The sequence below is a fragment of the Deinococcus aerophilus genome, assembly GCF_014647075.1.
Classification (GTDB): Bacteria; Deinococcota; Deinococci; order Deinococcales; family Deinococcaceae; genus Deinococcus; species Deinococcus aerophilus.
The window spans coordinates 1-14,235 of record NZ_BMOM01000047.1 but is presented as its reverse complement, the minus strand read 5'-3'; the positions used below and the strand labels follow the sequence as shown (position 1 = coordinate 14,235).

General features: G+C 70.9%; 11 protein-coding genes. 3 read left to right on the top strand and 8 right to left on the bottom strand.

Annotation, left to right across the window (positions count from 1 at the left end):
* Window positions 1–245: 245 nt before the first annotated feature.
* Window positions 246–2,327, bottom strand: a complete 2,082-nt coding sequence (locus tag IEY21_RS15785; protein WP_188905306.1) for a S9 family peptidase — start codon at window positions 2,325–2,327, stop codon at window positions 246–248.
* Window positions 2,328–2,523: 196 nt separating this feature from the next.
* Here IEY21_RS15785 and IEY21_RS15780 point away from each other — a divergent pair, with 196 nt between their 5' ends.
* Window positions 2,524–3,573 carry a serine hydrolase gene (locus IEY21_RS15780; protein WP_188905305.1) on the top strand — a complete coding sequence of 350 codons (1,050 nt, stop codon included), beginning with the start codon at window positions 2,524–2,526 and terminating at the stop codon, window positions 3,571–3,573.
* Between the two features lie 84 nt (window positions 3,574–3,657).
* Here IEY21_RS15780 and IEY21_RS15775 read toward each other — a convergent pair whose 3' ends face one another.
* The 4 genes from IEY21_RS15775 to IEY21_RS15760 form a co-directional block, all read right to left on the bottom strand.
* Complete coding sequence (locus tag IEY21_RS15775; RefSeq protein ID WP_188905304.1) at window positions 3,658–4,410, bottom strand: GNAT family N-acetyltransferase; 753 nt, start codon at window positions 4,408–4,410, stop codon at window positions 3,658–3,660.
* Window positions 4,411–4,481: 71 nt separating this feature from the next.
* Complete coding sequence (locus IEY21_RS15770) at window positions 4,482–5,537, bottom strand: hypothetical protein (protein ID WP_188905303.1); 1,056 nt, start codon at window positions 5,535–5,537, stop codon at window positions 4,482–4,484.
* A 37-nt stretch (window positions 5,538–5,574) separates the two neighbouring features.
* Complete coding sequence (locus tag IEY21_RS15765; RefSeq protein WP_229753175.1) at window positions 5,575–8,442, bottom strand: hypothetical protein; 2,868 nt, start codon at window positions 8,440–8,442, stop codon at window positions 5,575–5,577.
* Window positions 8,439–9,791, bottom strand: coding sequence for a SpoIID/LytB domain-containing protein (locus IEY21_RS15760; protein ID WP_308424849.1), 1,353 nt, complete (start codon window positions 9,789–9,791; stop codon window positions 8,439–8,441). The genes IEY21_RS15765 and IEY21_RS15760 overlap by 4 nt, the downstream gene beginning before the upstream one ends.
* A gap of 143 nt (window positions 9,792–9,934) precedes the next feature.
* Between IEY21_RS15760 and IEY21_RS15755 the strand changes: the two genes are divergently transcribed.
* Entirely contained in the window at window positions 9,935–11,122 is a 1,188-nt protein-coding gene (locus tag IEY21_RS15755; protein WP_188905302.1) for an FAD-dependent oxidoreductase, read from the top strand.
* Window positions 11,123–11,179: 57 nt separating this feature from the next.
* Here the strand turns inward: IEY21_RS15755 and IEY21_RS15750 are convergent, their stop codons facing one another.
* The 3 genes from IEY21_RS15750 to IEY21_RS15740 all read right to left on the bottom strand — a co-directional run bounded on the left by IEY21_RS15750 (window position 11,180) and on the right by IEY21_RS15740 (window position 13,647).
* Window positions 11,180–12,139 (bottom strand): acetyl-CoA carboxylase carboxyltransferase subunit alpha, encoded by a 960-nt coding sequence (locus IEY21_RS15750; RefSeq protein ID WP_188905301.1) that lies wholly within the window; start codon window positions 12,137–12,139, stop codon window positions 11,180–11,182.
* Complete coding sequence (gene accD / locus IEY21_RS15745; protein ID WP_188905300.1) at window positions 12,136–13,017, bottom strand: acetyl-CoA carboxylase, carboxyltransferase subunit beta; 882 nt, start codon at window positions 13,015–13,017, stop codon at window positions 12,136–12,138. The genes IEY21_RS15750 and accD overlap by 4 nt, the downstream gene beginning before the upstream one ends.
* 132 nt (window positions 13,018–13,149) lie before the next feature.
* Window positions 13,150–13,647 (bottom strand): LapA family protein, encoded by a 498-nt coding sequence (locus tag IEY21_RS15740; protein WP_188905299.1) that lies wholly within the window; start codon window positions 13,645–13,647, stop codon window positions 13,150–13,152.
* 149 nt (window positions 13,648–13,796) lie between these two features.
* Here IEY21_RS15740 and cutA point away from each other — a divergent pair, with 149 nt between their 5' ends.
* Window positions 13,797–14,114: a divalent-cation tolerance protein CutA gene (gene cutA / locus IEY21_RS15735; protein ID WP_188905298.1), complete on the top strand. Its 318-nt coding sequence runs from the start codon at window positions 13,797–13,799 to the stop codon at window positions 14,112–14,114.
* The last annotated feature ends 121 nt before the right edge of the window (window positions 14,115–14,235 follow it).

Here is a 14,235-nt window from a genome sequence, read left to right as displayed (position 1 = left end):
CGATATAGACGCCTCCGCACTGCGGACACTTCAAACCGTTCATGCTTCATTGAACACCCGTCATGCTCGGAAGTCCACTACCGCCACCCGCATGGATTTGACAGCGCCTGCATTCCACGCTATTCTTTTCTTATCACCGTCCGCAGAGGGCGGGTTTTTTGTTTTCTGTCGCTTTTCCGCGCTGAGGCTTCGCGCCGCTAAGGGGGGCCGGGGTGCCCGGCCTCCCCCCTCCTTCCGTCCGGAGGTCAGCGGTCGGCGTTCTCCAGCTTGCCCTCCACGGCGGCCAGCGCGAAGGCGTATTCCTCGGCCACCTCATTCAATGCGTCGTAGCGGCCGCTGCTGCCCCCGTGGCCTGCCCCCAGATGGGTCTTGAGGACCAGCGTGCCGCTGCCGGGCCCCGCCAGGGTGCGCAGCCGGGCCACGTACTTGGCCGGCTCCCAGTACGCCACGCGCGGGTCGTGGAGGCCGGTGGACACGAACAGGTGCGGATAGGTGCCCGCTTTCAGGTTGTCGTAGGGACTGTAGGCCCGCATGGTCGCGTAGGCCTGCGGGTCGTTGGGGTTGCCCCACTCGTCGTACTCGCCGGTGGTGAGGGGAATGCTGTCGTCGAGCATGGTGCTCAGCACGTCCACAAAGGGCACCCCGACAAAGGCCGCCTTCCACAGGTCCGGGCGCAGGTTCACCACCGCGCCCATCAGCAGGCCGCCTGCGCTGCGGCCCATGGCCACCAGCTCCGCCGCCACCCCCGCTGCCCGGAGATGTTCACCCACCGCGATGAAGTCGGTGAAGGTGTTCATCTTGCGTTCCAGCCGGCCCGCGTCGTACCAGCGTCGCCCCAGTTCCGAACCGCCCCGGATGTGCGCGGTGGCCCAGACCCAGCCGCGGTCAAGCAGCGGCAGGCGGGTCATGGAAAAGACCGGTTCGATGGGATGGCCGTAACTGCCGTAGCCGTACAGCACCGTCGGTGCGGGCAGGGCCGTGTCGCGGCGGCGCACCATGCTGACCGGCACGCGCTCGCCGTCAGGGGCAGTCGCCCATCCCGCCTCCGAGACGTACAGGGCCGGATCGTAACCGGGCACCGGGATCGCCTTCACCAGGGTCGTCTCCAGGGTGTTCAGGTCCAGGTCCAGATGTTCGGTGGGCCGGGTCAGGCTGGCGTACAGCACGCGCGCGGTCGGCGTGTCATACACCCGGTTGTCGCCGATGTAGACGGTCGAAGTGTCCTCGGCGAACGCCACGCGCCGGGCCTCGCCGTATCCACCGTCCCGGCGGGCGAGCACCCACAGCCGTTTGTAGCCGTCCTCACGCCCGGACAGCAGCAGGTGGTCCCGGAACAGCTGCAGGCCGGTCAGGTGACGCGCGGAGCTGTACGGCACCACCTCTGGCGCGCTGTGCAGGTTCAGCACGTCTGTTTTGGGCGAGCGCACCAGCTTGAATTCCTCGGCTCCCCCCGCGTTGGTCAGGGCCAGCCAGTGGTCGCCGCCGTCGGCGAGCGTGACCTCGGTGCCCCGCTCGCGCGGCAGCACCAGCCGGGGGCGGGCCTGCGGATCGTGGGCGTCCAGGGCCCACCACTCCTGGGCCCGGTTGGCGTGGCTCCCGATCAGCAGGCTCTGGCCGTTCTCGCTGAGCGACGCCCCCACCCGGAAGGTGGGATCATCGTCCTGAAACAGCACCTCGTCGGCGTCCTGAGGTTGGCCCAGGGCATGCCGCCAGACACGGTCCGGGCGCTGGGTGGCGTCCTCGGTGACGTACAGAAAGTGCCTCCCATCGGCGTGCCATGCCAGCGTCCAGCCGCTTACACCCTGCAGCGGTACCTCGGCCAGAGCGCCGGTCTGGGTATCAAGCACGCGCAGCTCACAGACCTCCTGCCCGCTGGGGTCGAGCAGGTATGCCCAGTACCGTCCGTCCGGGCTGGGGCGGGTCAGGGGAACCCACACGTTGTCCAGCTCCTCGCGCTCCTTTAGGGCGTTCACGTCCAGCAGCGTCTGCTCGTCTCCCCCGGCCACCGGACGGCGCAGGTAGATGGGATGTGCGCGGCCCTGTTGTACGCGGGTGAAATACAGCCACTCTCCCTCACGCACCGGCGGCTGCTCGTCATCTTCCTGCAGGTGCGAGAGCAGTTCGTCATAGATCACCTGCTGGGTGGCACGCAGCGGAGAAAGCACCATGTCCAGGTGGGCGTTCTCGGCTTCCAGATAGGCCAGCACCCCGGCGTCGGCCTTGCCCCGCGTCTTGAACCAGTGGTAGTCGTCCGGGCGGTCCTCGCCGTGGATCGAATGGGTGATCGGCTGACGTTCGGCCCGCGGGGCTCTGGTCGAAGAAGACATGACCAGAGGGTAGCAGCGGCCGGCGCACCCCCGGGAACGGGCGACTGTGGCCCCCGGGGGCCGCGTCCCGCTGCCCGGAACGGCGGACGCCTGAGCCGTGCCGGGCCTGGGTGTATCGCACGGCCCGCTCCGTCTCGGCCCAGGCCTTGAACCCGCTGCCCAGATGGGCAACCCGGGTGTGGGCTACCCTGCCCCCATGTTCCGCCGCGACCCCGTGAAGGTGGCCCTGGCCCAGGCATCCGAGGTGCTGGAGACGGACGCCCGCCCGCTTCTGGCCCTGACCCGCGCCGTGTTCCGGCGCGGCGGAGTCCTGGCCGTCTCGCGCGGGGGGCGGCGGCTGATGGTGCCCCTGGGTGGAGTCGCCACAGAGGGGGTGTTCGAGCTGGCGAGCGTGAGCAAACCCTTCACGGCGGCGCTGGCCGGTGAACTGGTGGGTGCCGGCCGGCTGGACTGGGATCGTCCGCTGGCTGCCCTGGGCGGAGCGTTTCGCCGCCTGCCCCCGCAGCTCACGCCACTGGCACTCGCGACCCACACCGCCGGGCTGCCGATGCATCCGGCGCGGGCCGCCATCACGGTGTTCACGCGCTTTCACGACCCTTACGGCGGCATGAGCGCAGCGGACGTGATCGCCAGCGCCCGGCGCTGGACGCGGCCCGGGCCAGCTCCACGGTTCGCGTATTCCAACCTGGGCGCCGGTCTGCTCGCCCTGGCGCTGGCCGGCGCCGCGGACCAGGAGGTCAGCGCGGCCGGCTTCGGGCGGGCGCTGGAGGACTGGGTGACCGGACCGCTGGGCCTGGGCGTGACATTGCGTCCGGCGCACGGGGTGGTGCGGCCCTCGGGCGTGCTGGGCGGGACCACGGTCACCGGCTTCGGGCCGCTGGCCGGAGCGGGCGGGCTGTTCGGCGCGGCGGCGGACCTGCTCACCTTTGGAGAGGCGACCCTGCAGGGCCGCCCACCCCCCGTGCTGCACCCGGCGGGGCTGCCGGCCCACCTCAGCGGCGTGGCCCCCGGCTGGCTGATCTCGGCCGGGCCGGGCGGCGCGGTCCGCTGGCACGACGGCCTGGCCCGCGGCACCCGCGCGGGGCTGGGGCTGCATGGCGGTTCCGGCGCGGTGGTGGCGCTGCTTGTCCGGGGCACGGCCCCGCCGCTGGGGGTGCGGGGCGCCCTGCCCCTGCTGCTGCTCTCGCTGCTCCGGGGTGGGCCACCCGAGGAGGGCCCGGGGCAACCGAGGCGAATCCGGCGGTGAGGGGCGACCATGTCCCTCCCTGATCATGCTGTCTCCCCTTCCCTATACCAGCCCACCGGTCCAGCACCTCCGAGGACCGCCCGCTTACCCCTCCGGCGACTGCCCGGCAGGCAACAAGGCCACCTCTGGCCCGCCCGCCCGCTCACGCAGCCGCCCGGCCTCCCGCTCGGCCCGCGCCGCGCCCAGCCAGGGAGTCCAGTAGGCGCACATGGTGTCGGCGACCAGCTGTGCGGGCACCCGGGCCGGGGCGCCGGGCGCGAAGTACAGCAGATCCAGGTCGGTCACGGGGCCGCCGTCCGGGCCGCCCACCGGCTGCTCGTAGCGCACGTCCACGGTGGCAAACCCCAGCGCCCCGAAGGCCCGGCGCCGCGCCAGCGGGTCGCTGCCCACCCGGGCCTCGGCCGCCCGCTGTCCGGCCGAGAGCCGGCCCGGGCTGACCACATCTATGAACAGCCCCCGGCACGTTCCGCCGGACTGCTCCATCAGGGCCGTCCAACGGGCGTTATGCAACGTGCGGGCCACGCCCTGGCCGCGCGCCGCGCCGTCCACTCCCAGAAAGCTGGAAAACCCGGTCCGGACCGCAGACAAAAAGTGAAAGAAGGTGCCCCCCAGCAGCCCCCCCGCCCGGTCCTCGGCGACAAGCAGGGTGTTGTGGCGCTCCGTGGCCTCGCCCGGGGACTCCCGCAAAAGCGCCCCGATGTACGTCGCGGGAATCAGGTTGTGCGGCTCGAAGTACACCCGGTTTTGCAGGATGCCAAAGGCCGCCAGTGCCGGGTCGGCGGGATCGGTCACGGCGCGCACCCGGAATTCGGGAAGCCCTGGTGGGGTGGCAGGCATGCGCAGAGCTTAGAGCAACCACTCTCCTGCCTGCCGCGTTTCTTCCTGCCGGCCGTGCCCCACGCGGCGGGTCAGGGCACCAGCCAAGTCACGGCGCGGGCGTCGTTCAGGGTGCCCAGCAGGGTGCGGGGCCTCCAGTTGTTCTGCTGCAGCCCGAACACGGTGTCGTAACGGATCAGGGTGGTGGCCGTCAGGGCGTACAGGTTGCCGTCCAGTGCCAGGGTCACGTCACGCAGGTCACTGAGCAAGGCCACCGTGCTTGCCGTCCGGCTGGCCGAGCCGTCCCACAGCAGCAGCGGCTGCGCGCCCAGGCCGGTCGGGATGTTGCTGCGCCACGCCGCGAGCAGGGTCCGGTTGCCCACGCCGCCGCTCCACAGCCGGTCAAAGCGAGAGGTACCGAAGGCCGGCAGGGCGGTGCCGTCGGGTTCGCCGGTGTCGCGCAGCCGCTGCACGCCGCTGTCGGTGGCGGCCAGCACCTCGGCCCCGTAGGGAGCGAGGTCGCGGATGGCCGCAGTGGGCAGCGGCGTGCTGACCACCGCCACCGGGTCGCCGAGGTTCTGGGGCGCGGCCCGCATCACCTCGCTGCCGCCACCGACCCGGGGCCGCGCGACCACGCCCACGTTTCCGCGCACCGCCAGCCGCAGCGGCGGCGTGTCCTGACCGGGAGTGGGAGGCAGGGCGGTGGGCAGCCGGGCCGTCCAGACCAGCGTGCCGTCATTGCGGTACAGGGCCAGCTGTTGCGGGCCACCGCCGCACTCGCTGAGGGTCAGCAGTCGGTCGCGCTGCGCGCTGGCCACCGTCTGTGTCAGGCAGGTTTCTGCGAAGGGCAGAGGCGCAAACGGCTGCGGGGTCTGCAGCTCGGCACTCCGGCTCTCGAGGCCCGTGCGCAGGGTCAGGGCCAGCCGGCTGCCGCTGGGCAGGGTTTCCAGGCTCACGCCCCCGGTCACCGGCACCGTCCGCTCCTCCCGGACCGGTGCGGGGTCGGTGTCCGCGCCGGGCGTCACGGTCCGCAGCGTCGCGCCGCCGTCGGTGAGCACAGCCACCTGCAGGGTCGTGACCGATTCGTCGGTGCCGGTGCAGGCGGCGAGCAGCAGGGGCAGGGCCAGGGCAAGCAGGGTGCGTTTCACAGCGGAGTACCTCGGCAAATGGGTCCAGAGAGGGGAATCAGGGCGTGTTGGGCAGCAGCGGCACCTTCGTGCCGTCCGGGGTGAGGTCGAACAGCGGGTAGGCGTTCTGCCCCGGCAGGCCCACCGACAGGCGGTAGCGCCGCTGCACCAGATCGGCCTCTGCCTGCAGCGCCCAGCAACACCGGTCGATGGTCAGGCCGATCACCGGCGAGATCGGCGTGGGGTTCTGGCGCTCGCCGTCCACCCAGGTAAAGGTCTGGCGCAGGCTGCCGGTGACATACGCCCCCGGGGCCTGCCCGGAACGTCCTATGCCCAGACTGACCCGGATGGGATCGAGGATCAGGGTATCGGTGGCCCGGTCATCCGGGTACACGCCGCTGCGGCTGCGGCTGTACAGCACCCGCCCCGACAGGGCCGCGCGGCTGCCGAACTGCCAGTTGGCGTCCAGATCGGCGCGCGTCAGCTCGGCGCGGGGCTGATCCAGACCCGGCGTGTTCACCGTGGCCGACAGGGCCAGCCGCTGCCCGGGCCGGGTGGCACTCAGGCTGCCCGACAGCGTGGGCCGCGTGAAGCCGCCGCGCACCAGATCGTAGGGACCGCCGTAGGTGAGCTGCCAGTTGTTCGCGCTGCCGCGCACGGTGCCCACGCTGAAGGTCACCGTGCCGCTTTCCTGCCGCGTTCCGGAAGTGGGATTGGCATCCACCGGACGGTTGAGCAGCAAGTCATGGGCGCTGGAAAACTGGTACTGACCGCGCCACGTCACGCTGAAGGTGCCGCTCAGGCGGGCGGTGGGCAGCGACAGCCGCTCGCTGGCATTGACCGTGACCGGATTCAGCACCGCGTCGCGGCCCACCGAGGCGTTGAAGGTCGCGCCGACCTCGTTGATTACCGGGGTCTGGATGTCGTGGATGACATAGGCGCTCAGCGAATCGCTTCTCGTCGCGCCGGTCACGGTGGCGCGCAGGGTAAACGGAGCGAAGCCGGTGGTGCGCGCGTAGCTGCCCGAGGCGCTGAGGGTGAGGTTGGGCGCGGGCCACGCGCTGCTGCGGCGGTAATACGCGGGCCGGGCGGGCGTGGCGGGACTGAAGGCGGTGGCCGGGCGGGCGGGCTGCGCGGGCACCAGGGTCAGCGTGCCGGAGTTGGGGTCCCCCACCGTGGCGTTGTACGAGAAACTTTCCAGCTCCCCGGTGAGCAGCTGGTAACTCAGCTGCGAACTCAGGTTCAGCGGCGCCCGGTTCACGCTCAGTGAGAACACCGTGGGGCTCTGCTGGTCCGGGGCCAGGAACAGGTCGCGGCCGTAGGTCACGCCAAAACGCACGTCCCTGACCGGCACGGTGCTCACGGTCACGCTCAGCGGCGCACTCAGGCGGCGGCCCGACAGGGCGTCGAAGGCAAACGGGCTCGTGCCCTCGGTGCGGTTGTAACCGACCCCGAAGGTCACGGTGTTGGTGGTGTTGAAGCGCTGGCTGAGCTGCGCGCTGAGGTTCAGGTCCACGGTCCTGGCCCCGGTGCCGTAGTAGCGGCCCGTGAAGGTGTTGCTCAGGGTGAGGTCGGCGTTCCGCCACGGCTGCGCGGTGTAGCCCAGGCGGTGCGACTCTTCCAGGCGGGTGGTCGTGATGTTGACCCCCTGGGCGGTGGCGCTGCGCGACAGCGGATTGCTCTGGGCCGAGTACAGTCCCGCCGCGAGGCGGATGTCGGCGCTGAAGTTGCCGTTGGTGTACGGCTTGGGGTCCAGCACCACCTCGGTCTTCTGGTACGGCGTGCGCTCGGCGGCGGTGGGCTCGGGACCGAAGCGGTTGACGTAATTGAACTCCGCCGTGAACAGCGGGTAGTCCACCTTGGCTCCGAAATCCACCCGGGTCACGCCGCGCTCGGGATCGAGGTCGCTGCGGCCCAGATCCCGCCGGGACACGTTCAGGCGGTAATCCAGATCCCGCACCGCCCGCGACAGCGGAATGCGCCCGGTCACGCCGAACACGAAGTCCAGATCGTAGCCCGAGCGCGTGGGGTCGGCGGCGTCCAGCGGCCGGGGGTTGGCCAGGGTGTACAGGTTGACCCGGTCCACATAGGGCAGCGGCGCGTACGAACGCAGCGCCACGCCCAGCCCCACCGAGGGGTCGCGGTTCTGGTAGTAGCGCACCAGCGTGGTGCCCAGCGTGCTGGAGCCGATGGAAAACGGCAGGTCGGCCTCCACCGTGAAGCCGTCGGCGTCGTTCTGCCCGAGCAGCAGCCGGGGCTGGCGCTCGGGATCGTTCAGGGGAATCACAACCACCGGCAGGAACAACACCGGCACGTCGGCGAGCAGCAGCTGCGCGCGGTAGGCCACCAGCCGGTCGCCGGGGTACACGATCAGGCGCTCGGCGCGGAAAGCGTAGTCGTTGGGCGTGCGGCCGCAGCGCGCACAGGTGGTGAAGTACCCGCCCGTGGCCTGCAACTGCCCTGGAATGCGCTCAACCTGCTGCCCGCGGATCTCCAGGTTGGCGTCGCTGATCAGCACGTCCTGGCCGGTCACCTGCTCGTCGCCGAGTTCGACCACCAGATTCTCGCCGCGCAGGTCCTGACCGTCGGCGGCGCTGCGGTAGCTCGCCGCCCCCACCAGCGTCAGGGTGCGGCGGGTGCGGTTGAACTCGACCCGGCTGGCCCGCACCACATCCTCGTCGACCCGCAGTTCCACGTTGGTTCCGCTGATCACCACCAGTTCCTGGCCGTCCACCTGACGCAGCTCCAGGGTGTCGGCCGAGATGATCTTGACCGTGCGGGCCTGCGCCAGTCCCGCCGCGCCCAGGCCCAGCAGCGCCAGCGCGAGCAGGGTGCGGCGCACCAGTCCGCCCCGCCGCGGAGTCCGCGCCTGTACCTCACGGGCCTCCCTGCGCCGAGCGGCCCGGCCCGCCCCGGTCCCGGTCATGGGTTCATCCCGCCGAACCACGCGGTCACGGGCGCCGCAGGGCTGGCGTGATCGCCGCGCGGGGCACCGGCCAGCACCGGGGGAAGCCCGAAGGCGCCCGTCAATTGTGGCGCGGCGGCAGCTGCGCCCAGGCGGCGGGCCTCGGCGCGGGCCGGAAGAGCCGGAATGGAGTTCCACACACCGGCCAGGACCGGCGCCGGTTGCGGGCGTGCGGGCGCGCCGGCAAGCACGCTCAGGCTGGTGCCGGGATAGTAGAACCCCAGCACGTGCAGGTGATCGTAGCCGGCCCGCGCCAGACCCAGCGCACCGTACTGCGACAGGCCCACGCCGTGGCCTGCGCCGCCCCCCTGAATCACCAGTGGGTCCAGGCCACTCAGGGACACGCGGGTGCCGGGAGCACCCAGCGAACGCACGAAGCCGCCCGCCTCTGCGCCGGACAGCCGGGCCACGCCGCCCGACCCGCTGATGGTGATTTCCAGCGGCCGTCCCGAGGGACTGAGCCGGGTAACCGCCGCCGACCTCAAGGCCCCCACCCGCACGCCGTAGCGGGCCGCGACCGCCTGCACCGTGCTGCCCGGCACCTCGATGCGCCACTCGGAGCGCGGACTGCCCGCCGAGTAGGGATCGGCCTGCGCGCGCAGGTACGGCAGGTCGCGGCCCCAGACCTCGGCACTTGAGGCCGTGAATCCGCCGGAATCGCTGCTGAAATAGGTGCTGGCCGGCCGACCGCTGTGGGCGACGACCTGCGCGCGGGTGGCGGCGATCGCCGCGTCCGAGGCGGCCTTCTCGGCGTCCAGCCCGCGGTAGACCTGGCAACTCTCGGTGGCGCAGGTGTCGTAGGGCGCCGCCGGATTGACGCGCGCGGCGACGTAGGTGCGCGCGATGACGGCCTGGGCGGCCAGGGCGGCGGCGGGCCATGAGGACGGCATCTCGGCCGGCACCACGCCGCGCAGGTAGTCCTCCACGTCCACCACGTTGATGCCCTGCACCTGATCCTTCTCGATTCGCAGGCCCACACCGCCGCGGTAGGTCTTACCGGCGATCTCCACGACGCTGCCCGGGCCCGGCGGCAGATACAGCGTCTGGCCGCCCGAGTCCTGACCGTTGAGGGTCAGCCGGGCCGCCGCGCCCGAGCCGGTCACGCCCACGGTCCACGCCGCCGACGGCGCGGGGGTGGGGGCAGCCAGCCCGCGCTGACCGAGTGGATCGGGCGCGGCGGGCGAGACGGGCACCCGCACGGTGAGCTGCGGAGCGCTCGCCACCAGCACCCGCACATTCAGCGCGCTGGCAGAGGCCCCGCACAGCACGGCGGCCATGCCAAGCCGGGCCAGCCGGCGCACGGTGAACACGCCCACCACAGATGGACACGGGAGAAGCCGGGAAGGCGGCAGATCACACATGATTGAAGCCGAGTATAAGCATCCGGCCGGCACCGGCTTCTGACAGCCGCGTGAGAAGCCCCCATCCGGCCCCCAGGCGGCATGATGCGGGAATGAACGCCTCCCCTTCTCCGGCCGGTCAGGTCTGGGCCCATGTCGGCCAGCGGTTTACCCCCCAGAACCACGATGTCGTCGTGGTCGGCGCGGGCCGCATGGGCTCGGCCTGCGCCCTGTACGTGCGGCAGCTGGCCCCCCACCTGCGCGTGCTGCTGCTCGAGGAGGGCGGCCTGCCCAACGAGGACGGCGCGACCCTGCTCGCTCCCGGCGTGTGGTCGGCGCGGGAGCCGAGCGGCGAGCGGCTGGAGGGTGAGCGGCTGGAACAGGCCCGCTGGACCCGCAGACAACTGGAAACCGCTTTCGGGGACGTGAGCTTCGCGCCGCGTCCGCTGATCCGGCTGTTTGCGGAGGCCGGGCCGGACCGCAGCCCCACCGCCGACGCCCTGGCTCCGTGGCCGGACGCGCGGGCCATGGTGAACGCCCCGGCGCTGCCCTTTGCAGAGGTGGAGCAGGACGCGGCCACCTACCGCCCCGGCGCGGTCGCCCTGGCCGCCGCGCGCGCGGCGGTGGCGGCGGGCGCCGACCTGATGCTCAACGCGCGTGCGCGCCCGGTGCCCGGCGGCGTGGTGGTCGAACGACTGACCGTGACGAACACCCACCAGATCGTGACGCACGAGACCCACACCCTGCACGCGGGCGTGACCATCCTCGCCCTGGGCGCCGATGGACCATCCGCCGCCGAGCACGAACTGGGGCTGCACACCGCCCACGCCCGCGCCTACCGGCAGGTGCCGCGCCTGAACGTGCCCAGCGACGACACCACGCCCATCCTGCACGCGGGTGGCCTGACCCTGCGCCCACAGCACGGCGGCTTCACGCTGATTCCTTCCATCCACCACCGCGATCCGCACGGTTACGCGCCCACCGGGGGCCGCCTGACCGGAGTACCTACCGGCCTGCGCCGCGAGACCCTGGAGGATCTGGTCGGGCTGATGGACGCGCTGCCCCCGCTGGGAACCGGGGCGCTGGAACTGGGCCGCAGCGTCAGCGACGTGCCCGGCGTGTGGCTGGCCCTGCCCGGCGGACGGCCCGGCGGTCTGCCACAGCACCAGCGGCTTCAGGACGGTGTCCATCTGCTGCTGGGCGGTCCGCAGGCCGACACCCTGGGACTGGCCGTGGCCTACGACCTCGCGGCGACGGTGGCGGAGGTGCGGAAGCGTCCCTGGGAGAAGTCAGGGTTCTAAAAAAGTCGGGCCGGAAACAAACCGGCCCAACCCAGGCGACGTTCAATGGACCTGCTCCTACTCCTCCCGGAACGCTCCCAGCCGGCGGAACCGCGCCGCCCGGCCCGCCTTGAGCTCCTGCGGAGACTGGGTCATCAGCTCGGTCAGGTGGCGGCGGATCGCCTCGCCCACGGCGGCGGCGGCCTCGTCCATGTTCAGGTGCGCGCCGCCGGTGGGCTCCGAGATGACTTCTTCCACCAGACCCAGTTCCAGCAGGTCAGGGGCCGTGAGCTTCAGGGCCTCGGCGGCCAGCGGGGCCTTGCTCGCGTCCTTCCAGATGATGCTCGCGGCTCCCTCGGGAGAGATCACGCTGTACCACGCGTTCTCCTGAATCAGCACGCGGTTGCCCACGCCGACCGCCAGCGCGCCGCCGCTGCCGCCCTCGCCGATCACGGTGCACACCACCGGCACGCGCAGGTTCAGCATGCGCCGGATGCTCTCGGCGATGGCCCAGCCCTGCCCGCGTTCCTCGGCCTCCAGGCCCGGATACGCGCCCTGGGTATCCACCAGGGCCACCACCGGCAGCCCGAACTTCTCGGCGAGGTCCATCAGACGCACGGCCTTGCGGTAACCCTCGGGGTTGGCGCTGCCAAAGCGGCGTTTGATCTTGGTCTTGGTGTCGCGCCCCTTCTGCTGCAGCAGCAGCATCACCGGCACGCCCATCCAGCGGGCCGGGCCGCCGATCAGCGCCGGGTCGTCGCCGTAGCGGCGGTCCCCGTGCAGCTCGGTAAAGCCGGTACACAGCCGGTCCACGTAGTCCAGTGCGGTGGGCCGGCCGGGAGCGCGGGCCAGCTGCACGCGCTCCCAGCGGCTGGGCGGGCCGCTGGCTTCCCGCAGGCGCCTTACCTCATCGCGCAGCGGGGTGATGGAGGCGTCAAGGTTCTGCCCGGTGCGCTGGGCGGTTGCCTCCAGATCGCGCACGCGCGCTTCGAGTTCTTTGAGGGCTTCAGAGTGAATGACGTTCGGGCTGCTGGTCATGCACCGGCCTCCACGCCGAGGTCTCGTCCATCCGGCACGCGGCGGGTCAGCAGGCCCAGCAGGTTGGCCAGGTAGGGCCGGTGCTCACGCCGGTCCACCACCGCGTCCACCATGCCGTGTTCCAGCAGAAATTCGGCGCGCTGAAAGCCTTCAGGCAGGTGCTGGCGGATGGTCTGCTGAATCACGCGCGGCCCGGCAAACCCGATCAGCGCGCCCGGCTCGGCCACGATGACGTCCGCGATGGTCGCGAAGCTGGCGGTCACGCCCCCGGTGGTCGGGTCGGTCAGGATGCTCACGTACGGCAGGCCCTGTTCGCTCAGCGTCTCCAGGGCCACGGTGGTCTTGGCCATCTGCATCAGCGACAGCGCGCTTTCCTGCATGCGGGCCCCGCCGCTGGCGGTCACGATGATCAGCGGCGTGCCGTGCCGGGCAGCGTGTTCGGCGGCGCGGGCGATCTCCTCGCCCACCACACTGCCCATGCTGCCGCCGCTGAAGGCAAAATCCATCACGGCCAGCGTCACGGGCAGGTTCAGGACCGTGCCGGTGCCGGTCAGGATCGCGTCGGGACGGCCAGTCTTGGCCTGGGCCCGGGCCAGCCGCTCGGTGTACGCCTCGGTGTCGCGGAACTCCAGCGCGTCCACCGGATGCACCCGGCCCGACAGCGCCGTGAAGCTGCCCTCATCGAGCAGCACGTCCACCCGCTGGGCGGCGTTCAGGCGCAGGTGGTGCCCGCACTTGGGGCATACGTGGGCGTTGGCGAGCAGGTCACGGTTGTAAATCCCCTCTTTGCACTGGGGACATTGGGTCCACAACTCGGGCATGTCCGCGCCCGCCTGTTGCTGCGGACGTCGTCTTCTGAAAAATCGGTCAAGCGCCATGCGGTCAGTCCTCCGGAGGTAAAGCTCTAAGGCCGCATTCTAGCGGTGAGAACCCGGCAGCACTGCACCGGGTCCAGAAGTGGGAGTCCCCAGCGCCTGAACCCCTGCGCCCCGCGTTCGGGCCACGCGCTCCTAGACCTTCTTGTCCAGCTGGACCTTGCCGGACCCGGTCTCGCCGGGCAGGGTGTCGCCCAGTTTTGCCTTGAGGTAATCGTCGAGCTGGGCCAGCTGCAGGTTCAGGTCGCGCTGCACCTCATCGATGCGGGCGTGGATGGCGCGCAGGTCGGCCGCCGTCTCGCCGCTGCCCAGCGCATTGAGCCGCGTATCGAGGTGGCTTTGCAGCTGGGCAAAGCGGGTGCCTTCCTGGCTGTCCAGATTCACCCGCAGCGCCTCCATGTCGCGCAGCAGCTTGGCGGTGTCCGCCTGGGCCCGCAGGCTGCTGATGCCCGCCCAGAAGTAGAACAGCAGCGCCGCAAAGACCGCCACGATCAGCATGATCAGGCCGATGGGCGCCGTTACATACTGGATGAAGCCCAGATTCATCGGCTGCAACGCCGTCAGGGAGTTGAAGTTCAGGATGGCGAAGATCAGCAGCAGGATCAGACCGGCGATCAGGACAATTGTCCGCATGACCCAGCCTAACACCCGACCGGCGGCCGGGTGGTCCACAACAGGTTGTGGGATTTTTTACTGTCTGTGCTGTTCCCGTGCCCGCGGAGCTGTTCAGCCCCCACCACACCGTGGCGGCCCGCCTTTATGCAGCGTATCCTGCAGGGCATATGTCACTCGTCGTTCTGGTCACCCTTCCCCCCGAACGGGCGCATGAGCTGGCCCGCATCCTGGTTACCGAGCATCTGGCCGGCTGCGTGAACATCGTGCCCGGCCTGCAAAGCGTGTACCGCTGGCAGGGCGAGGTCGCCGAAGATCCCGAGAGCCTGCTGCTGATCAAGACCAGCGGCGAGAAATATCCCGAGCTCGAGACACGCATCAAATCCCTGCACCCCTATGAGGTGCCCGAAATCATCGCCCTGCAGTACGACCGCGCCCTGCCCGAGTTCCAGATGTGGCTGCGTGACACGCTGGAACCCAACGGCTGAGGCCGGAAGCGGCACGCTGCGCCGAAGCCCCGCCCAGGCTCAAGACCCATTGCGCAGTTGAGGTGAATTGGGCAGAGTGGGGGCATGCTTCAGGTTGTTCGCCTCATGCAGCGTTCCCGGT

What these genes read in the sequence shown, in the direction of transcription:
- IEY21_RS15785 (WP_188905306.1), bottom strand. Translation starts at nt 2,327, where the DNA reads ATGTCTTCTTCGACCAGAGCCCCGCGGGCCGAACGTCAGCCGATCACC.
- IEY21_RS15780 (WP_188905305.1), top strand. Translation starts at nt 2,524, where the DNA reads ATGTTCCGCCGCGACCCCGTGAAGGTGGCCCTGGCCCAGGCATCCGAG.
- IEY21_RS15775 (WP_188905304.1), bottom strand. Translation starts at nt 4,410, where the DNA reads ATGCCTGCCACCCCACCAGGGCTTCCCGAATTCCGGGTGCGCGCCGTG.
- IEY21_RS15765 (WP_229753175.1), bottom strand. Translation starts at nt 8,442, where the DNA reads ATGACCGGGACCGGGGCGGGCCGGGCCGCTCGGCGCAGGGAGGCCCGT.
- IEY21_RS15755 (WP_188905302.1), top strand. Translation starts at nt 9,935, where the DNA reads ATGAACGCCTCCCCTTCTCCGGCCGGTCAGGTCTGGGCCCATGTCGGC.
- IEY21_RS15750 (WP_188905301.1), bottom strand. Translation starts at nt 12,139, where the DNA reads ATGACCAGCAGCCCGAACGTCATTCACTCTGAAGCCCTCAAAGAACTC.
- accD (WP_188905300.1), bottom strand. Translation starts at nt 13,017, where the DNA reads ATGGCGCTTGACCGATTTTTCAGAAGACGACGTCCGCAGCAACAGGCG.
- IEY21_RS15740 (WP_188905299.1), bottom strand. Translation starts at nt 13,647, where the DNA reads ATGCGGACAATTGTCCTGATCGCCGGTCTGATCCTGCTGCTGATCTTC.
- cutA (WP_188905298.1), top strand. Translation starts at nt 13,797, where the DNA reads ATGTCACTCGTCGTTCTGGTCACCCTTCCCCCCGAACGGGCGCATGAG.